Below are 17780 nucleotides of genomic sequence, written 5' to 3'. Positions count from 1 at the left end.
ACGATCTATGGTCGACAATGGCGCGCACGCGCAAAGCGGCAACTACGATTCGAGCAGCATCAAGGTCCTGAAGGGGCTGGATGCCGTTCGCAAACGTCCCGGCATGTACATCGGCGATACGTCCGACGGCAGCGGCCTGCATCACATGGTGTTCGAGGTCGTCGACAACGCCATCGACGAGGCGTTGGCGGGCTATTGCGACGAGATCTCGGTGATCATCCATCCCGACAACTCCGTCAGCGTGATCGACAACGGCCGCGGCATACCGACCGACATCCATCCGGCCGAGGGCCGCTCCACTGCAGAAGTGGTGATGACCGAGCTTCATGCCGGTGGCAAGTTCGGGGACAATGCCTACAAGATCTCCGGCGGCCTGCACGGCGTCGGCGTCTCGGTCGTCAACGCGTTGTCCGCCTGGCTTCGGCTCACGATCAAGCGCGACGGCGAGGTCCATTTCGTCGAGTTCCGCCTGGGGGTTCCGGTCGAACCCCTCAAGGTCATCGGCAAGACCGAGCGGCGTGGAACAGAAGTGCATTTCCTCGCGGCGAAGGAGATGTTCGGCAACGTCGAGTACCACTACGACATTCTTGCGAAGCGGTTGCGCGAGCTCTCGTTCCTGAACAATGGCGTGCGCATTGTTCTCTCCGATCAGCGCACCGGCAAGGAAGATCACTTCGCGTTTTCCGGCGGGGTGAAGGGATTCGTCGAATACATCAATCGCACCAAGAATGCGTTGCATGCGAATGTCTACCATGCGGTGGGGGAACGAGACGGAATCACCGTGGAAGCCGCCATGCAGTGGAACGATTCCTATCAGGAGTCGGTGCTGTGTTTCACGAACAACATCCCGCAGCGCGACGGCGGCACGCATCTCACGGGCCTGCGCGCGGCCATGACGCGGACACTCAATCAGTACATCGACCAGAACGAAGTCGCGAAGAAGGCGAAGGTGGAGACGACCGGCGATGACATGCGGGAGGGCCTTACGTGCGTCCTGTCCGTGAAGGTGCCGGAACCCAAGTTCTCGTCCCAGACCAAGGACAAGCTGGTGTCGTCCGAAGTGCGACCCGTGGTGGAGGAAGTCGTCGCCGAAACGCTCATGGCATTTCTGCTCGAGCACCCGAACGAGGCGAGGATGATCACATCCAAGATCATCGATGCCGCGCGCGCGCGCGAAGCGGCACGCAAGGCACGCGAGATGACGCGCCGCAAGGGCGTGCTCGACGGCATGGGATTACCAGGGAAACTCGCGGACTGCCAGGAGAAGGATCCGGCACTGAGCGAGCTCTATCTCGTGGAGGGCGACTCTGCCGGTGGTTCGGCCAAGCAGGGGCGGGACCGCAAGTTTCAGGCGATCCTGCCGCTCAAGGGCAAGATCCTCAACGTCGAACGCGCGCGCTTCGACAAGCTGATCTCGTCGCAGGAGATCGCCACCCTCATCACGGCGCTCGGCACCGGAATCGGCAAGGACGAATACAAACCTGAGAAGCTGCGCTACCACCGCATCATCATCATGACCGATGCCGATGTGGACGGTTCGCACATCCGGACATTGCTGCTCACTTTTTTCTATCGACACATGCCCGAACTCGTCGAGGGCGGCCACATCTACATCGCGCAGCCGCCGCTCTACAAGGTCAAGCACGGCAAGCAGGAGCGCTATCTCAAGGACGATCACGAACTCAAACAGCATCTGCTGCACATGGCGCTGGAGGATGCGGCGCTGATGCCCGCCACCGATGCCGATCCGATCGGCCGCGAGCCGCTCGAACATCTGGCCAAGGAATACCTGCTGGCGGAGGCAGTGATCGAGCGTGTCGGTCGGCACATCGATCCGCTGGTCCTGCACGCGCTCATGCAGCAGCCTGCATTCTCTCTGGATGACGCCGAGTCAGCGGCGGAAGCGGCGCGCACGCTGTCGGCAGTGGTCGCCAGCGCAGATCTCGGCATCGAAGTACGATACGACGATCGAACCGAATCCCATCTGCTCGTGATCCGACGCCTGCAGCACGGCAACGTACGCACGACCTATCTCGACCGGGATTTCGTTCAGAGCGGCGACTATGCCCAGCTCGTGGGCACTGGCGCGCTGCTGCAGGGACTGATTCGTGACGGTGCCAGCGTGCGCCGCGGCCAGCAGACCCGATCGGTGTCGAGCTTCAGGGAAGCGCTCGACTGGCTGCTCGACGAGGCACGCCGCGGGCTCGCGATCCAGCGCTACAAGGGTCTCGGCGAGATGAACCCGGAGCAGCTGTGGGAAACCACGATGGATCCCGCGAAGCGCATCCTGCTGCGAACGCAGATCGAGGACATGATTTCGGCGGACGAGATCTTCAGCAAGTTGATGGGTGACGTGGTCGAGCCACGGCGGGAATTCATCGAAGCGAACGCGCTGGGCGTGCGTAACCTCGACGTTTGAGTGCCGGATGCCCAGACCAATTTCCAAGTCAGGGGACGCTGGCAAGACGCTGAAAGGTTCTGGCGGTCACTGAACGAACAAACGCCCGGCATAACCGGGTGTTTTGTTGGAGAACTGGAACCTGCTGGAGCCTCTCGATCCTCAGTTGTTGCCCGACTTCCCCCGCGGCTGTTTGGCTGCTCCCGCTGCTTTCTTTGCCGTGTCTTTCTTTTCCGCCTTCGGCGCCCGCGGCGCGAACTCGAAGCCGATTTTGCCCTGCGGCTGTACGACGAGATAAGCCTTGAATTTGCGTCCGTTGCGCTTGCTCACGAAGTCCGTGAGCAGGTCGGTGCGGCCTTCGTTCAGCAGCTTTCTCATCTGCTCGCGCGAGATCTCCTGCTGCAGAATGATCTTGCCGGAGCGAAAGTCGCACCGCTTGAGCGGCGTGTTTTCGCACAGATAGCCCAAGCCGTGCTCATATACCGCGGCGCCGCACTTCGGGCACGGACCGACCGACTCTTGGCCGGTAAAGTCGATCTCTTCGGGCTCATCGGCGTCTGGTCGACTCTGGCCGAAATCGAATTCCAGCTTGTGGTTGCTGCCTTCATCATCCGGGACGATGCGCAGGATCGCCGCAAACGGTCGGCCCATCTTGGAGCGGAAACCCTGCAGCGGCCCGAGTTCGCGCCGGGCGAGCAGTGATTCCACTTCCTCGATTTCGAACTGCCGGCCGGCCGGCGTCTTGGTGATGGAAAACCCGCACCGATCGCAGGCGAACCGCCGATAGTTCTCGCGCACGACACCCCCGCAGGTCGGGCATGGTGTGGCAAGCGTGGCGTAATCGCCCGGCACCGTGTCGCTGTCGTATTCCTTGGCGCGCTTCACGATCTCTTCGGTCATGCGCGCGATTTCGGCCATGAACGCTTCGCGCTTGAGCCGCCCGCGCTCCATCTGCGCGAGCTTGTATTCCCATTCGCCGGTCAGTTCCGGCTGGGTGAGTTCACTCACGCCGAGCCCGTGCAGCAAGGTCATCAACTGGAATGCCTTGGCGGTCGGCACGAGTTCCCGCCCCTCCCGCAGCAGGTATTTCTCGCCGATGAGACCCTCGATGATCTGCGCCCGCGTTGCCGGAGTGCCCAGGCCCTTCTGCGCCATCGCCTCGCGCAGTTCGTCGTCCTCGACGAGCTTGCCGGCGCCTTCCATGGCCGTGAGCAACGTCGCCTCGTTGTAGCGTGGCGCCGGCCTGGTCTGCAGCGCGACCGCTTCCACTGCCTGCGCGAGCGGCTTTTCGTCGGGTGCGACGGCGACGAGATTGGCGTCCTCGTCAGCGGTTTCCTTGCCGTAGACGGCGAGCCAGCCGGGATTCACCAGCACCTTGCCCTCGGTGCGGAATGAGTGCTGCTCTACCCGCGTGATGCGAGTGGTGACGAGGTACTCTGCCGCCGGAAAGAATACGGCGAGAAACCGCTTCGTGACGAGATCGTAGATCCGTTGCTGCACTTCGTTCAGGCCCTTGGCCGTCAGCGGCGTGGGAATGATCGCGAAGTGGTCGCTGACCTTGGCGTTGTCGAAGACGCGGCGATTCGGGCGTACCCATTTCTCCTTGAGGATCCGGGCGGAGAAGCGATGATAGGCGTCCGCCTCACCGATCGCCTCCAGCGTGCTGGTGACCGTCCCCAGGTAATCCTCCGGCAGATGGCGCGAGTCGGTGCGGGGATAGGTCAACACCTTGTGTTTTTCGTAGAGTTCCTGAGCGATCGACAAGGTGGTCTTCGCCGAGAAACCGAAACGCCCGTTTGCCTCCCGCTGCAAGGACGTGAGGTCGAAGAGCAGAGGCGACAGCTGCGTGCTCGGCTTGGCTTCCTCGGTCACGTTGCCGGTCTTGCCGAGACAGGCGTCGACCACCGCCTGCGCTTCGCGCTCGGCCCAAAGCCGAGTGTCCTTGCGTTCCGCGTCCTCGTCGCGCTTGAACTTCGGGTCGAACCATTTTCCTTCGTAAGTTCCGGCCTCGACCGCGAAGGTTGCGCGCACCTCCCAATAGTCGCGCGGCACGAACGCCTTGATGCTTCGCTCGCGGTCGACCACGATCGCCAGCGTCGGCGTCTGCACGCGGCCTACCGTGGTCAGGTAGAAACCGCCGCCCTTGGAGTTGAAGGCAGTCATCGCGCGCGTGCCGTTGATGCCGACGATCCAGTCGGCCTCGGAACGGCTGCGCGCGGCGCTTGCGAGCGGCTGCATCTCCGCGTCGTCGCGTAGTTTCGCGAAACCTTCGCGGATAGCGGTCGGAGTCATCGACTGCAGCCACAGGCGGCGGATCGGCTGTCGCGCGGAAGCGGCCTGCACGATGTAGCGGAATATGAGCTCGCCCTCACGACCGGCATCACATGCGTTGATGAGTTCGACCACGTCCTTGCGCCGGATCAACTGCTTGAGCAAGCGCAGGCGATCGGCGTTCTTCGCGATCGGATGCAGATCGAACTCGGGTGGAATCACCGGCAGGTGGGTGAAGGTCCACTTCCCGCGCTTGACCTCGTACTGCTCAGGGGCAGCGATCTCCAGCAAGTGGCCTACCGCCGAGGACAGAAGATACTGATCCGATTCGAAGTAGCCGTCGCGCTTCGCAAAGCCGCCGAGCGCCTTCGCGATGTCATTCGCGACCGAAGGCTTCTCGGCGATGATCAGCCGCTTGCCTTCCGCGGTGGCTGCGGAAGTTGGTTCGGCGGGCTGGCGCACACTGGCGCGCGGAGAGGGTGGCATGGGAGTTCGCGGGCGTCCGGCAGGCCGGGGAATGGGCTGGGAATGATAAGCGGACGAAATCCGGCGGCGCAAGGCCGGACCTCTCGCCTGCACCCGGACGTGGGCTTGCCGGCCCGCGCTCAGGAACGCCGCTGGTAAAGCCCCCCCGGCAGGGCCGCTACGCGGCCGGCGAGTTCCAGCGCCAGCAGTTCGGCGGTCACCACGTCGGGCGGTAGGCCGCTGCGGCTGCACAGCGCATCGATGTCGACGGGGTCGTAACCCACGTGCGGGAGTAGGCGCGAGACCTCCATTGGCTCGCCGCGGGCGCCGGGCGTGGCGACCGCCGGGGTCGAGACCGTCATCCCCAGTTCATCGAGGATGTCGGCGGCGCTTTCGACCAGCTTGGCCCCATCCTTGATGAGCGCATGGCAGCCCTTCGCAAGCGGCGAATGGATCGAGCCGGGAATGGCAAACACTTCCCGGCCCTGTTCGAGCGCGCACCGCGCGGTGATCAGCGAACCGCTCTGCAGTGCGGCTTCCACGACGAGACAACCACGCGCAAGCCCGCTGATGAGGCGGTTGCGCCGCGGGAAGTTGCCCGGGAGCGCGCGGGTGCCCAGGGGGAACTCGGAGACGAGAGCACCGCGCTCGCGGATCGCCTCGGCGAGAGCCCGGTTGCGCGCCGGATAGACGCGATCAGCACCGGTGCCCACGACTGCGATGGTGCATGCGCCGCCGGCCAAGGCGCCCCGATGCGCGGCGGCGTCGACGCCCTCGGCGAGACCGCTGACCACCGTGATGCCGGCGTTACTGAGTGCCTGGGCGAACGCCTGTGCGTTGTCGAGCCCTTGCGGAGTCGGGGAACGGCTGCCCACGACCGCAAGGGCGACGGTACCGAGCGCGTTGCGGTCACCTGCGACGTATAGCACGGCGGGCGGGTCCGCGATTTCGAGCAACGGCCGCGGATAGTCCGCATCGGCCAAGGTGACGAGATGGTGCGTTTCGCAGTCGAGCCAACTGATGGCCGCCCCTATCGCATCCGCTTCCCTGGAGGCGAGGAGGCGTGCCGCCAGCCGCGCCGGTATCACGCGTTCGAGGGCGTTGCGATTACAGGCGAGAACGGCCTCGGGCGTGCCGAATGCCGCGAGCAACTTTCTGAGCGTTCGCGGCCCGATCTCGGGCACCAGCGTCAAGGCGAGCCACGACTTCTGATCGGGGATGTACGGCATGTTCGGTTTGTGCCAAACAAAAGCGGCCGGAAAACCGGCCGCTCGTTGCACGGTACCGCGGCGACTTACGGGTTGCCGATGGCGTCCAGCACCTCGACCGGCCGGCTGGATTCGAGGATCAACGCGAACGATACCCGCTCGAAACTGCGGAAGACCATCATCAGCCCGTAGCGCTCCTTCGGCAGCCGGTTGAGCGGATTGTTCGGGTCGATCACCGGCCGCACCACGGCAGCCCGTGGCCCGGGCAGCGGCGCGATTGCAGCCATCGGGTTATCCTGCAGCGCGGTGAGCTCCTGTGCCGGCACGGGGTCGCCCCAGTAGGGCGCTCCGCGCCACGCGGATTGCGTGGTTTCCCACTCGGCGGGCGTACCCCAGAACGGCTCGCCCTGACGCATCACGCGGCGGTGTACGCCCGGGTCGCGATAGATGCCAAAGACCGTGCCCTCATCCACTCCGTCGCGGGTGCCGCGATTGATGGCAACGATGGAGTTCTGACCCATTTCCCGCAGATTGCTGTACGCCGAGATGATGCGGCCGGCCACATCCGTGGCTGATGCGTGTGGCGCGTAGGCATACGGCATCGGTTCGCCGGCGGGCAGCAGGCGATCGCCGATCGCCATCTCGCGCTTCACGCTGACGATCTCGACGGTGCTGATCTCGCCGAACTCGACCACCTTCGCTTCACCGAGGTAGAACGCCCCATAGCCGAGATACTCACCGGACTCCGGGTCGACGATCGGTGCGGCCGGCCGATAGGCATGCAGACTTCGCCCTTCCTCGGGCCGCAACCCGCGCGCGAACGCCCTGCTGCCGTTACCCATCATGACCCGGTTCTCATCGCCGGCAACGATACGCGGCGCAGCATCCAGGGTGGCGGCGGGGACAATCAGGGGACGGGACAGGAAGGGCTCGATCACACCCGCCGGAATCGTGGGGATGGCCCGGGCGTTGAGTTCCTCCACGCGTATGCGCGGGCTCAGGCGCTCGACGCCCGCTGTGCGCTGCAGCCGCAGCCGTGGCTCGGCACCGCTGCGGTCGAGAACGACGACATCGCCGGGATAGATCCAATGCGGGTTCTTGATTTGCTCGCGGTTGAGTTCCCAGACTTCCGGCCACCGCCACGGTTCCTTCAGAAACTTCCCCGCGATACCCCAGAGCGTATCGCCCTTCACGACGGTATAGCTCTCGGGCGGGTTGTCCGTCAGGGAGACCGCAGCGTGTGCTGCGCCACCCACGCAGATCGCGGTGAACAAAACGGCGGATATAATGGACTTAATCATTGTTTACTCCACTTTCCCTCGAGGCATTACTGGACTTGGTTTCGTTCGAAGCTGTTTTCGCGCCAGGCGACGGACGGGTTGCGCCGCGTGGGCGATCCGGTCCTGAGCCCCCCAGCCAGATGGCGATTCGCAACATCCTCCAGTATCCCGACGATCGGCTGCACAAGATTGCGGAGCCCGTGCGCGCGGTGACGGAGGAGATAAAAGTGCTCGTTGACGACCTGGCCGAGACCATGTACGCCGCGCCCGGTATCGGCCTGGCGGCAACCCAGGTGGACGTTCACAAGCGGGTGATCGTGATCGACATTTCGGAGGCGCGAAACGAGCTCCTGGTGCTGATCGATCCAGAGCTCATTTCACAAAGCGGCGCCATCGAATGCGAGGAAGGCTGCCTTTCCGTCCCGGGCATCTACGAAACCGTGCAGCGGTCGGAACGCATCCGCGTGCGTGCCCTCGATCGCGACGGGCAACCCTTCGAGCTCGATGCCGAAGGACTGCTCGCTATTTGTATTCAGCATGAAATGGATCATCTGCAGGGACGGGTTTTCGTGGAGTACCTGTCTCGCCTCAAGCAGACCCGCATTGTGGCGAAGTTGAGGAAGCTGCAACGCAAGGCTTCCTGATTTTCTGATCCTGAAGGGCGGGTCGGCGGCGGTCTTGGCTGGATTGGCCAACCGAGTTCGCAAACGGTGGTTTAAGCACGTTTTGCACCCGTCCTCGCGGGAATTCGTATGCGCATCGTCTTTGCCGGAACCCCTGCTTTTGCCGCCACTGCACTGCACGCCTTGCTGTGCGCTGGCCACTACGTAGAGTTAGTGCTTACTCAGCCTGACAGACCCAGTGGCAGGGGGCTTGCGGTGAAGCCGAGCGAAGTGAAGCGGGTCGCGGTCGAGCACGCAATTGCGGTCGAGCAACCAAGGTCGCTGCGCGAGCCAGCGGTGCAGGCACGCCTGCAACAGCTCGGATCAGATGTGCTCGTAGTTGCAGCCTACGGCCTGATCCTCCCGCCGACCGTGCTTGAGTTGACGCCCCTCGGGTGCATCAACATCCACGCATCGCTGCTTCCGCGCTGGCGTGGCGCGGCGCCGATCCAGCGGGCGCTGCTTGCGGGGGACGCGGAGACCGGCATCTCGATCATGCAGATGGATGCCGGGCTCGATACCGGACCCGTGCTGCTGGAGCGCCGGGTGCCGATTGCCCCCGATGAAACTGCCGGCACGCTGGAGGCGAAACTCGCGACAACCGGCGGCGAGGCGATCGTGGACGCGCTGGCCGCCCTGGAGCGGGGCGAGCTTCGTGCCCAGGCGCAGCCAGAGGTTGGCGCGAGCTACGCACACAAGATCTCGCGTGAAGAGGCGGAGCTTGTGTGGACGCGGACGGCCACCGAACTGGAGCGGGCGATTCGCGCATACGACCCGGCACCCGGCGCCTATACGACGCTCTCCGGTCAGACGATCAAGGTCTGGCGTGCCCGCACCGAAGCATCCGCCCCGGCGGGAGTGGAGCCGGGTACCGTCGTGGACGCCGCCGCGGAACTCGCGATTGCTTGCGGTCAGGGTATCCTCAGAATCCAGGAGCTGCAGCGGGCGGGAGGCCGTCGCCAGCTGGTCGCCGAGTTTCTGCGCGGCACACCGATCGCGTCGGGCGCGCGCCTGGGTACTTGAAAACTGGCGTGGCGGACGCAATGAAGCGGATCGTCCCTCGCAGGGGAAGGAGATCGAACGATGCTTGGTAGTTGGCTCAAGACATTCATGCTGATGGCCGCGATCGTGGCCTTGTTCGGCGCCATCGGGTACATGCTCGGCGGTGGCGGCGGCATGCTCATCGCGCTCGTGTTGGCCGGCGCGATGAATTTCTGGGCGTACTGGAACTCGGACAAGCTCGTGCTGCGCATGTATAACGCGCAGGCCGTGGACGAGACCACCGCCCCGGAGTTCTTCGGCATGGTGGGCGAACTCGCGCAGCGCGCAGGCTTGCCGATGCCGCGCGTGTACGTCATCCACGAGGACCAGCCCAACGCGTTCGCCACCGGCCGGAATCCGGAGAACGCAGCGGTCGCCGCCACGACCGGCATCATGCAGGTGCTGACCCCGCGCGAACTGCGCGGCGTCATGGCGCACGAACTGGCCCACGTAAGGCATCGCGACACGCTCATCAGCACGATCTCGGCGACGCTGGCCGGGGCCATTTCATCGGTGGCCCAGCTCGGCATGCTGTTCGGGGGTCACCAGCGAAACGGCGAGGGCTCGACCAATCCGCTGGTGGGGCTGCTGGTGATGGTGGTCGCCCCCCTGGCCGCGATGCTGATTCAGTTCGCCATCTCGCGCTCGCGCGAGTTCGAGGCGGACCGTGGCGGTGCGGAGATCTCGGGAGATCCCAAGGCGCTGGCAGCAGCGCTGGACAAGATCGAGCGCTATGCGAAGGGATTGCCGATGCCGACTGCCGAGCAGCACCCCGAAACGGCGCAGATGATGATCGTGAATCCCCTGTCGGGCGGCGGTTTGAGAGGGCTGTTCAGCACGCACCCGTCCACGCAGGAACGCGTCGCCCGCCTGCTCGCCATGCCGGGGTGATGTCGCGGACGATGTCTGGCGGGCGCCTGATCGCTTGATCGACATCCAGAAGGCGGCGGCGGAGACCCTGTGCGGGGTGCTCGGCGGTCGCAGCCTCGCGACGCTCTCGAGTGCAAACGGACCGCTGCGGCTGCGGGGTTGGGCCCGTGCAACCTACCTGGATATAACCTACGGCGCACTGCGCCATCTGGGGGAACTGCGCGCATGCCTCGCACTGCTGTTGCGACAGCCGCTGCCGCAGAACATCGTCGAATGTCTGCTGGTCGTTGCCCTCTACCAGCTGCGCTACACGCGCGCGGCCCCGCACGCGGTGGTCGACCAGGCGGTGAATTGCGCCGGGGCGGTGGGAGCAGGGCGCGCTGGCGGTCTCGTGAATGCCGTGTTGCGCAACTTCCTGCGCAGAGCCGACGATATCGTAGCGCGCGCCCGGGCTACCGATGAGGGCCGCTACTCGCACCCGGCGTGGTGGGTGGACAAGCTGCGCGCACAACACCCGCTCGCGTGGGCGCAAGTGCTGGAAGCGGGCAATCGGCATCCCCCATTCACACTGCGCGTCCGAACCGGATGTATCCCCGTCGGCCGCTATCTCGATCAACTCGAGGCCGCGGGCGTGGAAGCGCGCCAGACCGGACCTAGCGCCGTGACGCTGGCGCGGCCGCTGCCGGTCGCGGAAGTCCCAGGTTTCGCGGACGGGCTGGTCTCCGTGCAGGATGCCGGCGCCCAGCTCGCGGCGCCCCTGCTCGAAGCGCAGGACGGGATGCGAGTGCTGGACGCCTGCGCCGCACCGGGGGGCAAGGCATCGCACATTCTGGAACTCGCCCGTGTGCGGTTGCTTGCGCTCGATTGCGACGATGTGAGACTCCGACGCGTCGAGGAGAACCTGGATCGCCTGAGCCTCGCCGCGGATCTCGTCGTCGGCGATGCCGCCGCCCCGGAAACATGGTGGGACGGCGTGCCCTTCGAGCGCATTCTTGCCGACGTCCCATGCTCCGCGTCCGGAGTCGTGCGGCGGCATCCGGACGTCAAATGGTTGCGGCGTGCGACCGACCTGGCAGGCTTCGCGGCACAGCAGGCTCGCCTCCTGGACGCTCTTTGGCATACCCTCGGCCGTGGTGGTAAATTGCTCTACGCGACCTGTTCCGTTTTTCGCGAGGAGAATCAGGACCAGGCGGACGGATTCGTAGGCCGCCATCGAGATGCGCGCCGCCTTGCCATCGCTGCGTTGCCGGATGACGGCGTGCTGCTCCCGAACCGCAATCATGACGGCTTCTTCTACGCCTTGTTCGAAAAGGGCTGAGCCCGCGTGGATCTGGCGGGCGTGGTGGGCCGGAGTGCTCTGGGCGGTCGTGCTCTGCGCTTCCGCTCACGGCGTCGAGGTGACTTCGGCCGAGATCGTTCCAGGGGAGGACGGGTACTATCTCAACGCCGATTTTGACATCGTGTTGGGCTCCGCCGTGGAATCCGCACTGAACCGCGGCGTGCCGCTCACGTTCGTCGTCGAAGCGGAAATCACGCGGCGGCGCTGGTACTGGTTCGACGAGACGGCGGGCGAGATGCGCGGCCAGTATCGGTTGAGCTATAACGCGCTCACGCAGCAGTACCGCGTCGCCGTCGGCAGCCTGTTTCAGAACTTCGGCACCCTTGCGGAAGCACTGCAATTGCTGTCGCGAATTCGCAGTCGACCCATGGCGGAACGCGATGCGCTCAGCCGGGGTGAAACTTATCGCGCCGCCGTGCGCCTTCGGCTGGACACGAGCCAGCTGCCGAAGCCGTTCCAGGTCACGGCACTGGGCTCGCGCGAGTGGTCGCTCAATTCCGACTGGTATCGCTGGAACTTCACGCCATGAGAGCGACGCGCTCCCGCTTGTCGTCACTGCTCAGGCGCCGGCGCATTCAGTATGCGCTCATCGTCACCTTAGGGCTCGGTGCCCTGGCGCTCTACGTACTGTCGCTCGCCACGGCAAACAGCGAGCTCTTCAGTCGCCACTATCCGATCCTGCTGCTGGTGAACGGCGCGCTCGTTCTGGCGCTCTTCGGGCTGGTCGGCTTTCAGCTCTGGAATCTGCTGCGCAGGCTGCGCACACGGGTGTTCGGCGCAAAGCTGACCCTGCGGCTCGTCGTCATGTTCGCGTTCATGGCGGTCGTACCGGGAATCCTGATCTATGCGCTTTCGGTGCAGTTCCTGGTGCGGTCCATCGACTCCTGGTTCGATGTGCAGGTGGATCGGGCGATGGACAGCAGCCTGCGGCTCGGACGCTCCGCCCTCGACAGTCTGCTCAAGGACCTTGCGAACAAGGCCGATGCCATCGCCTTCGATCTCTCTGAGACCCCGCAGTCGGACCAGACCTCCGCCCTCAATCAGTTGCGCGAGCGTATCGGCGCCCAGGAGGCCACGCTCTTCAACCAGCGCGGCACGATCATCGCCTTCTCCAGCTCCGAGCGCGCGAACCTTGCACCCGATGTCCCGAGTGCGGCCGTGCTGCGGCGGGTGCGTGTCGCGCAGTCCTACAGCGCGGTCGAATCGATCCCGGGCAAGGGACTGCAGCTGCGCGTCGTGGTGCCGGTGGCCGGCCTCGGCCTCGGCCAGGACATCCGCATGCTGCAGCTGCTGCAGCCGGTGCCTGATGACATCGCCGCCGACGCCGACACCGTGCAGGGCATGTACCGCGACTATCAAGAGTTGCTGCTTTCCCGCGTCGGCCTGAAGCGTCTCTACGGCGTGACACTCACGCTTGCGCTGCTGCTCGCCCTGCTCTCCGCCCTGGCCGTGGCTTTCTATTTGAGCGAGCGCTTGTCGGCGCCTCTCGGCGTGCTCGCGGAAGGGACACGCGCGGTGGCGCAGGGGAACCTGAGCGAACAGCTGCCGGTGCCCAGCCGCGATGAGCTCGGCGTGCTGACGCAGTCGTTCAATGCGATGACACGCCAGCTCGCCGATGCGCGCGCGGCAGTGGAACGCAATCAGGCCCAGCTGGAAACCGCGAAGGCATATATCGAAAGCACGCTCGCCAATCTGTCTGCGGGTGTCCTCGCCTTCGACGAGGCCTTGACGCTGCGGGCGAGCAACGTGAGCGCGGGCGCGATCCTCGAGATCGACGCGGAATCGCTCAAGGGCATTTCCCTGTTCGAATGGGGCAGCGCTGACGCGCGTCTTGCCCCGTTCTCGGATGCCGTGCGCGTCGCTTTCGAGGAAGCCGGCGCGCGCGAGTGGGAGAAGCAGGTCGAGCACCGCGTTCACGGCGGCGAGCGCGTGCTGCTCGTGCGCGGAACCCGCTTCCAGGCGGCCGACGCCACCGGCTGCGTGGTGGTCTTCGATGACATCACGCACCTCCTGCAGGCACAGCGCGACGCCGCCTGGGCCGAAGTCGCGCGGCGTCTGGCGCACGAGATCAAGAATCCGCTGACGCCGATCCAGCTCTCTGCCGAGCGCCTGCAGCGCAAGCTGCACGACAAGCTCGGCGCCCTCGACGCGGAGATGCTCGATCGCGCAACGCGCACCATCGTGAATCAGGTGATGGCACTGAAGGGCATGGTGGACGCGTTCAGCCAGTACGCGCGCTCCCCCGAGGCGACGCTGCAGAGCATGGATGTCAATCAGCTCGTGCGCGAGATCCTCACCCTGTACGACGCCATGGGATCGCACATCCGCGCCGAGCTGGCACCGCGCGTCGACCCCGTGTTCGGGCATCCGGGCCAGATCCGCCAGCTCGTTCACAATCTGCTGCAGAACGCGCAGGACGCAGTGGCCGGCTCGAGCGATCCGCGCATCCTGATTCGCACCGAACAGAAGGAAGCTACCCTTTGTCTCTCGATCGAGGACAATGGGAGCGGGTTTCCGGATGGCATGATGGGGCGGGTGTTCGAGCCTTACGTGACGACCAAGCCCAAGGGCACGGGACTCGGACTCGCCATAGTGAAGAAGATCGTCGAGGAGCACGGGGGCAAGGTGGAGATCGAGAATCTCCGGCCCCGCGGCGCGGCAGTGCATGTCACCCTGCCGCTTTTCGCCGCGCGCCCGGCTGCACGGAAAAGCGAAGCGAAGGCATAACATGACCCAGATTCTTGTAGTCGACGACGAAGTCGGCATCCGCGAGCTGCTGTCGGAAATCCTCGAGGACGAGGGCTATCAGGTGCGTCTCGCCGAAAACGCGGGACAGGCGCGGGAAGTGCGCGCGCAGGGCCGCCCCGACCTCGTGCTGCTCGACATCTGGATGCCGGACACGGACGGCATCACGCTGCTCAAGGAGTGGGCGAGCTCCGGACTGCTCACCATGCCGGTCGTGATGATGTCGGGCCACGGCACCATCGACACCGCGGTCGAGGCGACACGGATCGGCGCCTACGACTTCCTGGAAAAGCCGATCGCCCTGCAGAAGCTCTTGTCGACGGTCGGCCGCGCGCTGCGCCAGGGCGTGGTGCAGCCCAAACCGGCGCTGTCGCTGGCGAGCCTGGGCCGGGCCTCGCTCATTTCCGATCTGAAGCAGCGGCTGGAGCGTGTCGGCAATCTGAAGACGCCGGTGCTGCTCACGGCCGAACCGGGCTGCGGCGTCGAGCTGTGCGCGCGCTTCCTGCACCGGCCCAACACACCCTGGGTGGCGCCCGAGTCGCTCGCGATCCTCGCCGAGGCGCCGGTCGACCTGCTGACCGAGGCGAAGGAAGGCACGCTCTTCCTGTCCGAGGTGGGCAACCTCAACAAGCTCGAGCAGAAGGGTCTCACGCTGCTCGTGTCCAAGCTCGACAAGTACAACGTGCGGCTGGTGTGCGCCAGTGCCAAGTCGCTGCCGGAACTCGTGACGCAGGGCGCCTTCGATTCGCGCCTGCTGCAGAGTCTGTCCGGGCTCACCATCCGCGTGCCGAGCCTGCGCGAGCATCGCGAGGACGTGCCCGAGCTCGCCAACCTCTTCCTGTCCCGGCTCGTGGAAGCGCGCGAGGCGCCCTCGCGCTCGTTCAGCACGGCGGCTCTCAATGCGCTGCGCAACTGCGACTGGCCGGGCAATCTTTCACAGCTCGAAGCCACCGTGAAGACGCTGGCACTCACCGCGCTGCAGGAGGAGATCTCGCTTGCCGACGTGAACCGCGTGCTCGCACAGTTCGACGTCGAACTGCCGACCCTGGCAAAGACACTGCCGCTCCACCTCACGCTGCGCGAGGCGCGCGACGCGTTCGAGCGCGTCTACTTCGAGCACCACATCGCGCGCGAAGGCGGCAACATGAGTCGGGTCGCGGAGAAGGTCGGCCTCGAGCGCACGCATCTCTACCGCAAGCTGAAACAGCTCGGCGTGCGACTGTCCCGCCGCGTCGAAGACTGAGGGCCGCGCCGGGGCAGGCGCGAATCGATCGGCCGAACCCGCCGCCCGCGGCCGCGTCCCTTTATGGTTGCGATAACAAGAATTCACTTTCCTTCAACTAGGCTCTTCGGAATAATTCGGCGGGAAAAGCGCACGGGTCCGTGCGCCGGGAGAACGGATCCGGCCGTATCTTGTGAGTTACCCGATCCGGGCAATCGCAGGGAATGGCTCGAAACGTGTCCATGCTTCTGACTACGGACACAGCAAATACACCCAGCGTCCCGTCTCCCATCCACTACCAATCGAGGAAGGTTCCCTATGGCGACGCGGAAGGATCTCACCAATGCCATTCGAGCATTGGCCATGGACGCAGTGCAGAAGGCAAACTCCGGCCACCCCGGCATGCCGATGGGCATGGCCGAGATCGCCGAGGTGCTCTGGAACCACCACCTGCGACACAACCCTGCCAATCCCCACTGGCCGGACCGCGATCGGTTCGTCATCTCCAACGGCCATGGCTGCATGCTGCAGTACGCGTTGCTGCACCTCACCGGCTACGCGCTGCCGATCGAGGAACTGATGCGCTTCCGGCAGCTGCATTCGAAGACGCCGGGCCACCCCGAGTACGGCGTCACGCCGGGGATAGAGACCACGACCGGCCCCCTCGGACAGGGTCTCGCCAACGCCGTGGGCATGGCGATCGCCGAGCGCACCCTGGCGGCGGAGTTCAACCAGCCGGGGTACGAGATCGTCAACCATCACACCTACGTGTTCGTCGGCGACGGCTGCCTGATGGAGGGCATTTCCCATGAGGTGTGCTCGCTCGCGGGCACTCTCGGGCTCGGCAAGCTGATCGCCTTCTACGACGACAACGGCATTTCGATCGACGGTCACGTCGAAGGATGGTTCACCGACGACACGCCGAAGCGCTTCGAGGCCTACGGCTGGCACGTCGTGCCGCACGTGAACGGTCACGACTCCGCCGCCATCGAGAAGGCGTTGCAGGCGGCGCAGGCGGAAACCGGCCGGCCGAGCCTGATCTGCTGCAAGACCGTCATCGCGGAAGGTTCGCCGAACAAGGCCGGCACCCACGAGGCGCACGGCGCCGCGCTCGGTGAGGCCGAAGTGGCGGCGACCCGCGTCCACATCGGCTGGGAGCATCCGCCGTTCGTGATCCCGCAGGACGTCTACGACGGCTGGGACGCGCGGGTCAAGGGCGCCGGTCTGGAGACGCTGTGGAACAACCGCTTTGCCGAGTACGAGCACGATCATCCGAAGCTGGCGGCAGAGTTCAAGCGGCGCATGCAGCGCGAGTTGCCCGCGAACTGGCAGGAGGCGGCGCGCGCCTTCATCGCGAAGACCGTCGACAAGGCGGAGACGATCGCCACGCGCAAGGCCTCGCAGAATGCAATCGAAGCGCTGGCGCCGGCGCTGCCGGAGATCGTCGGCGGCTCCGCCGATCTTGCGGGCTCGAACCTGACGCTGTGGTCGCAAGCGCGCGGCATGTCTCGCGACCGGCCGGGCAACTACATCTACTTCGGCGTGCGCGAGTTCGGCATGTCCGCGATCATGAACGGCATGGTGCTGCACGGCGGCCTGCGCCCCTATGCCGGCACCTTCCTCATGTTCTCGGAATACGCCCGCAACGCCGTGCGCATGTCTTCGCTGATGAAGATTCCGTCGATTTTCGTCTACACGCACGACTCGATCGGCCTCGGTGAAGACGGGCCGACGCACCAGCCGGTCGAACAGACGGCGACGCTGCGCATGATTCCAGGAATCCAAGTCTGGCGACCGTGCGACTCGGTGGAAAGCGCGGTGTGCTGGGTTGCCGCGGTGGAGCACATCGACGGGCCTTCCTGCCTGCTCTTCTCGCGGCAGAACCTCGCGTTCCAGAAGCGCAGTGCAGAACAGATCGCCGACATTCGCCGTGGCGGCTACGTCCTCGCCGACGCACCCGGCGGCACGCCGACCGTCGTGCTGATTGCCACCGGCTCGGAAGTGGCGCTGGCGGTCGACGCCCACAAGGTGCTCGTCGAGCAGGGCATCGCGGCGCGTGTCGTCTCGATGCCGTCCACCAACGTCTTCGACCGCCAGGACGAAGCGTACAAGGTGGCCGTGCTGCCACACGGCGTGAAGCGGGTGTCGATCGAAGCAGGCGTCACGGACGGCTGGCACAAGTACGTCGGGCCGGAGGGCGCCACGATCGGTATCGACACGTTCGGCGAATCGGCACCTGCCGGTGAGCTGTTCAAGCACTTCGGGTTCACCGTGGCCAA

Annotated in this window: 12 protein-coding genes; 9 read left to right on the top strand and 3 right to left on the bottom strand. The window is 65.2% G+C overall.

Annotation, left to right across the window (positions count from 1 at the left end):
• Positions 1-7 precede the first annotated feature (7 nt).
• Entirely contained in the window at positions 8-2419 is a 2412-nt protein-coding gene (gene gyrB, locus JNK68_05355; protein MBL8539782.1) for a DNA topoisomerase (ATP-hydrolyzing) subunit B, read from the top strand.
• A 141-nt stretch (positions 2420-2560) separates the two neighbouring features.
• On the opposite strand, the gene JNK68_05350 is transcribed toward gyrB, so the two are convergent.
• The 3 genes from JNK68_05350 to JNK68_05340 form a co-directional block, all read right to left on the bottom strand.
• Positions 2561-5155, bottom strand: a complete 2595-nt coding sequence (locus tag JNK68_05350; GenBank protein MBL8539781.1) for a DNA topoisomerase III — start codon at positions 5153-5155, stop codon at positions 2561-2563.
• Positions 5156-5274: 119 nt separating this feature from the next.
• Entirely contained in the window at positions 5275-6363 is a 1089-nt protein-coding gene (gene dprA / locus JNK68_05345) for a DNA-protecting protein DprA (GenBank protein ID MBL8539780.1), read from the bottom strand.
• A gap of 65 nt (positions 6364-6428) precedes the next feature.
• Complete coding sequence (locus JNK68_05340) at positions 6429-7643, bottom strand: LysM peptidoglycan-binding domain-containing protein (protein ID MBL8539779.1); 1215 nt, start codon at positions 7641-7643, stop codon at positions 6429-6431.
• A gap of 119 nt (positions 7644-7762) precedes the next feature.
• Between JNK68_05340 and def the strand changes: the two genes are divergently transcribed.
• From def to tkt, 8 genes are all read left to right on the top strand, one after another.
• Positions 7763-8266 carry a peptide deformylase gene (gene def / locus JNK68_05335; GenBank protein MBL8539778.1) on the top strand — a complete coding sequence of 168 codons (504 nt, stop codon included), beginning with the start codon at positions 7763-7765 and terminating at the stop codon, positions 8264-8266.
• 108 nt (positions 8267-8374) lie between these two features.
• Complete coding sequence (locus JNK68_05330) at positions 8375-9307, top strand: methionyl-tRNA formyltransferase (GenBank protein MBL8539777.1); 933 nt, start codon at positions 8375-8377, stop codon at positions 9305-9307.
• Between the two features lie 60 nt (positions 9308-9367).
• Positions 9368-10216: a zinc metalloprotease HtpX gene (gene htpX / locus JNK68_05325; GenBank protein ID MBL8539776.1), complete on the top strand. Its 849-nt coding sequence runs from the start codon at positions 9368-9370 to the stop codon at positions 10214-10216.
• Between the two features lie 34 nt (positions 10217-10250).
• Positions 10251-11513: a 16S rRNA (cytosine(967)-C(5))-methyltransferase RsmB gene (gene rsmB / locus JNK68_05320; protein ID MBL8539775.1), complete on the top strand. Its 1263-nt coding sequence runs from the start codon at positions 10251-10253 to the stop codon at positions 11511-11513.
• Positions 11476-12063 carry a DUF4390 domain-containing protein gene (locus JNK68_05315; protein ID MBL8539774.1) on the top strand — a complete coding sequence of 196 codons (588 nt, stop codon included), beginning with the start codon at positions 11476-11478 and terminating at the stop codon, positions 12061-12063. The genes rsmB and JNK68_05315 overlap by 38 nt, the downstream gene beginning before the upstream one ends.
• 44 nt (positions 12064-12107) lie before the next feature.
• Complete coding sequence (locus JNK68_05310) at positions 12108-14261, top strand: HAMP domain-containing protein (GenBank protein MBL8539773.1); 2154 nt, start codon at positions 12108-12110, stop codon at positions 14259-14261.
• A gap of 1 nt (position 14262) precedes the next feature.
• Positions 14263-15522: a sigma-54-dependent Fis family transcriptional regulator gene (locus JNK68_05305; protein MBL8539772.1), complete on the top strand. Its 1260-nt coding sequence runs from the start codon at positions 14263-14265 to the stop codon at positions 15520-15522.
• Between the two features lie 297 nt (positions 15523-15819).
• Positions 15820-17780: transketolase (gene tkt / locus JNK68_05300; protein ID MBL8539771.1), on the top strand; the 1961-nt coding region annotated here is incomplete at its 3' end.

Source organism: Betaproteobacteria bacterium (genome assembly GCA_016791345.1).
In the GTDB taxonomy this organism is placed as follows: domain Bacteria; phylum Pseudomonadota; class Gammaproteobacteria; order Burkholderiales; family JAEUMW01; genus JAEUMW01.
Note: the sequence above shows the minus strand (reverse complement) of the source record. Positions and strands in the feature narration are given on the sequence as shown.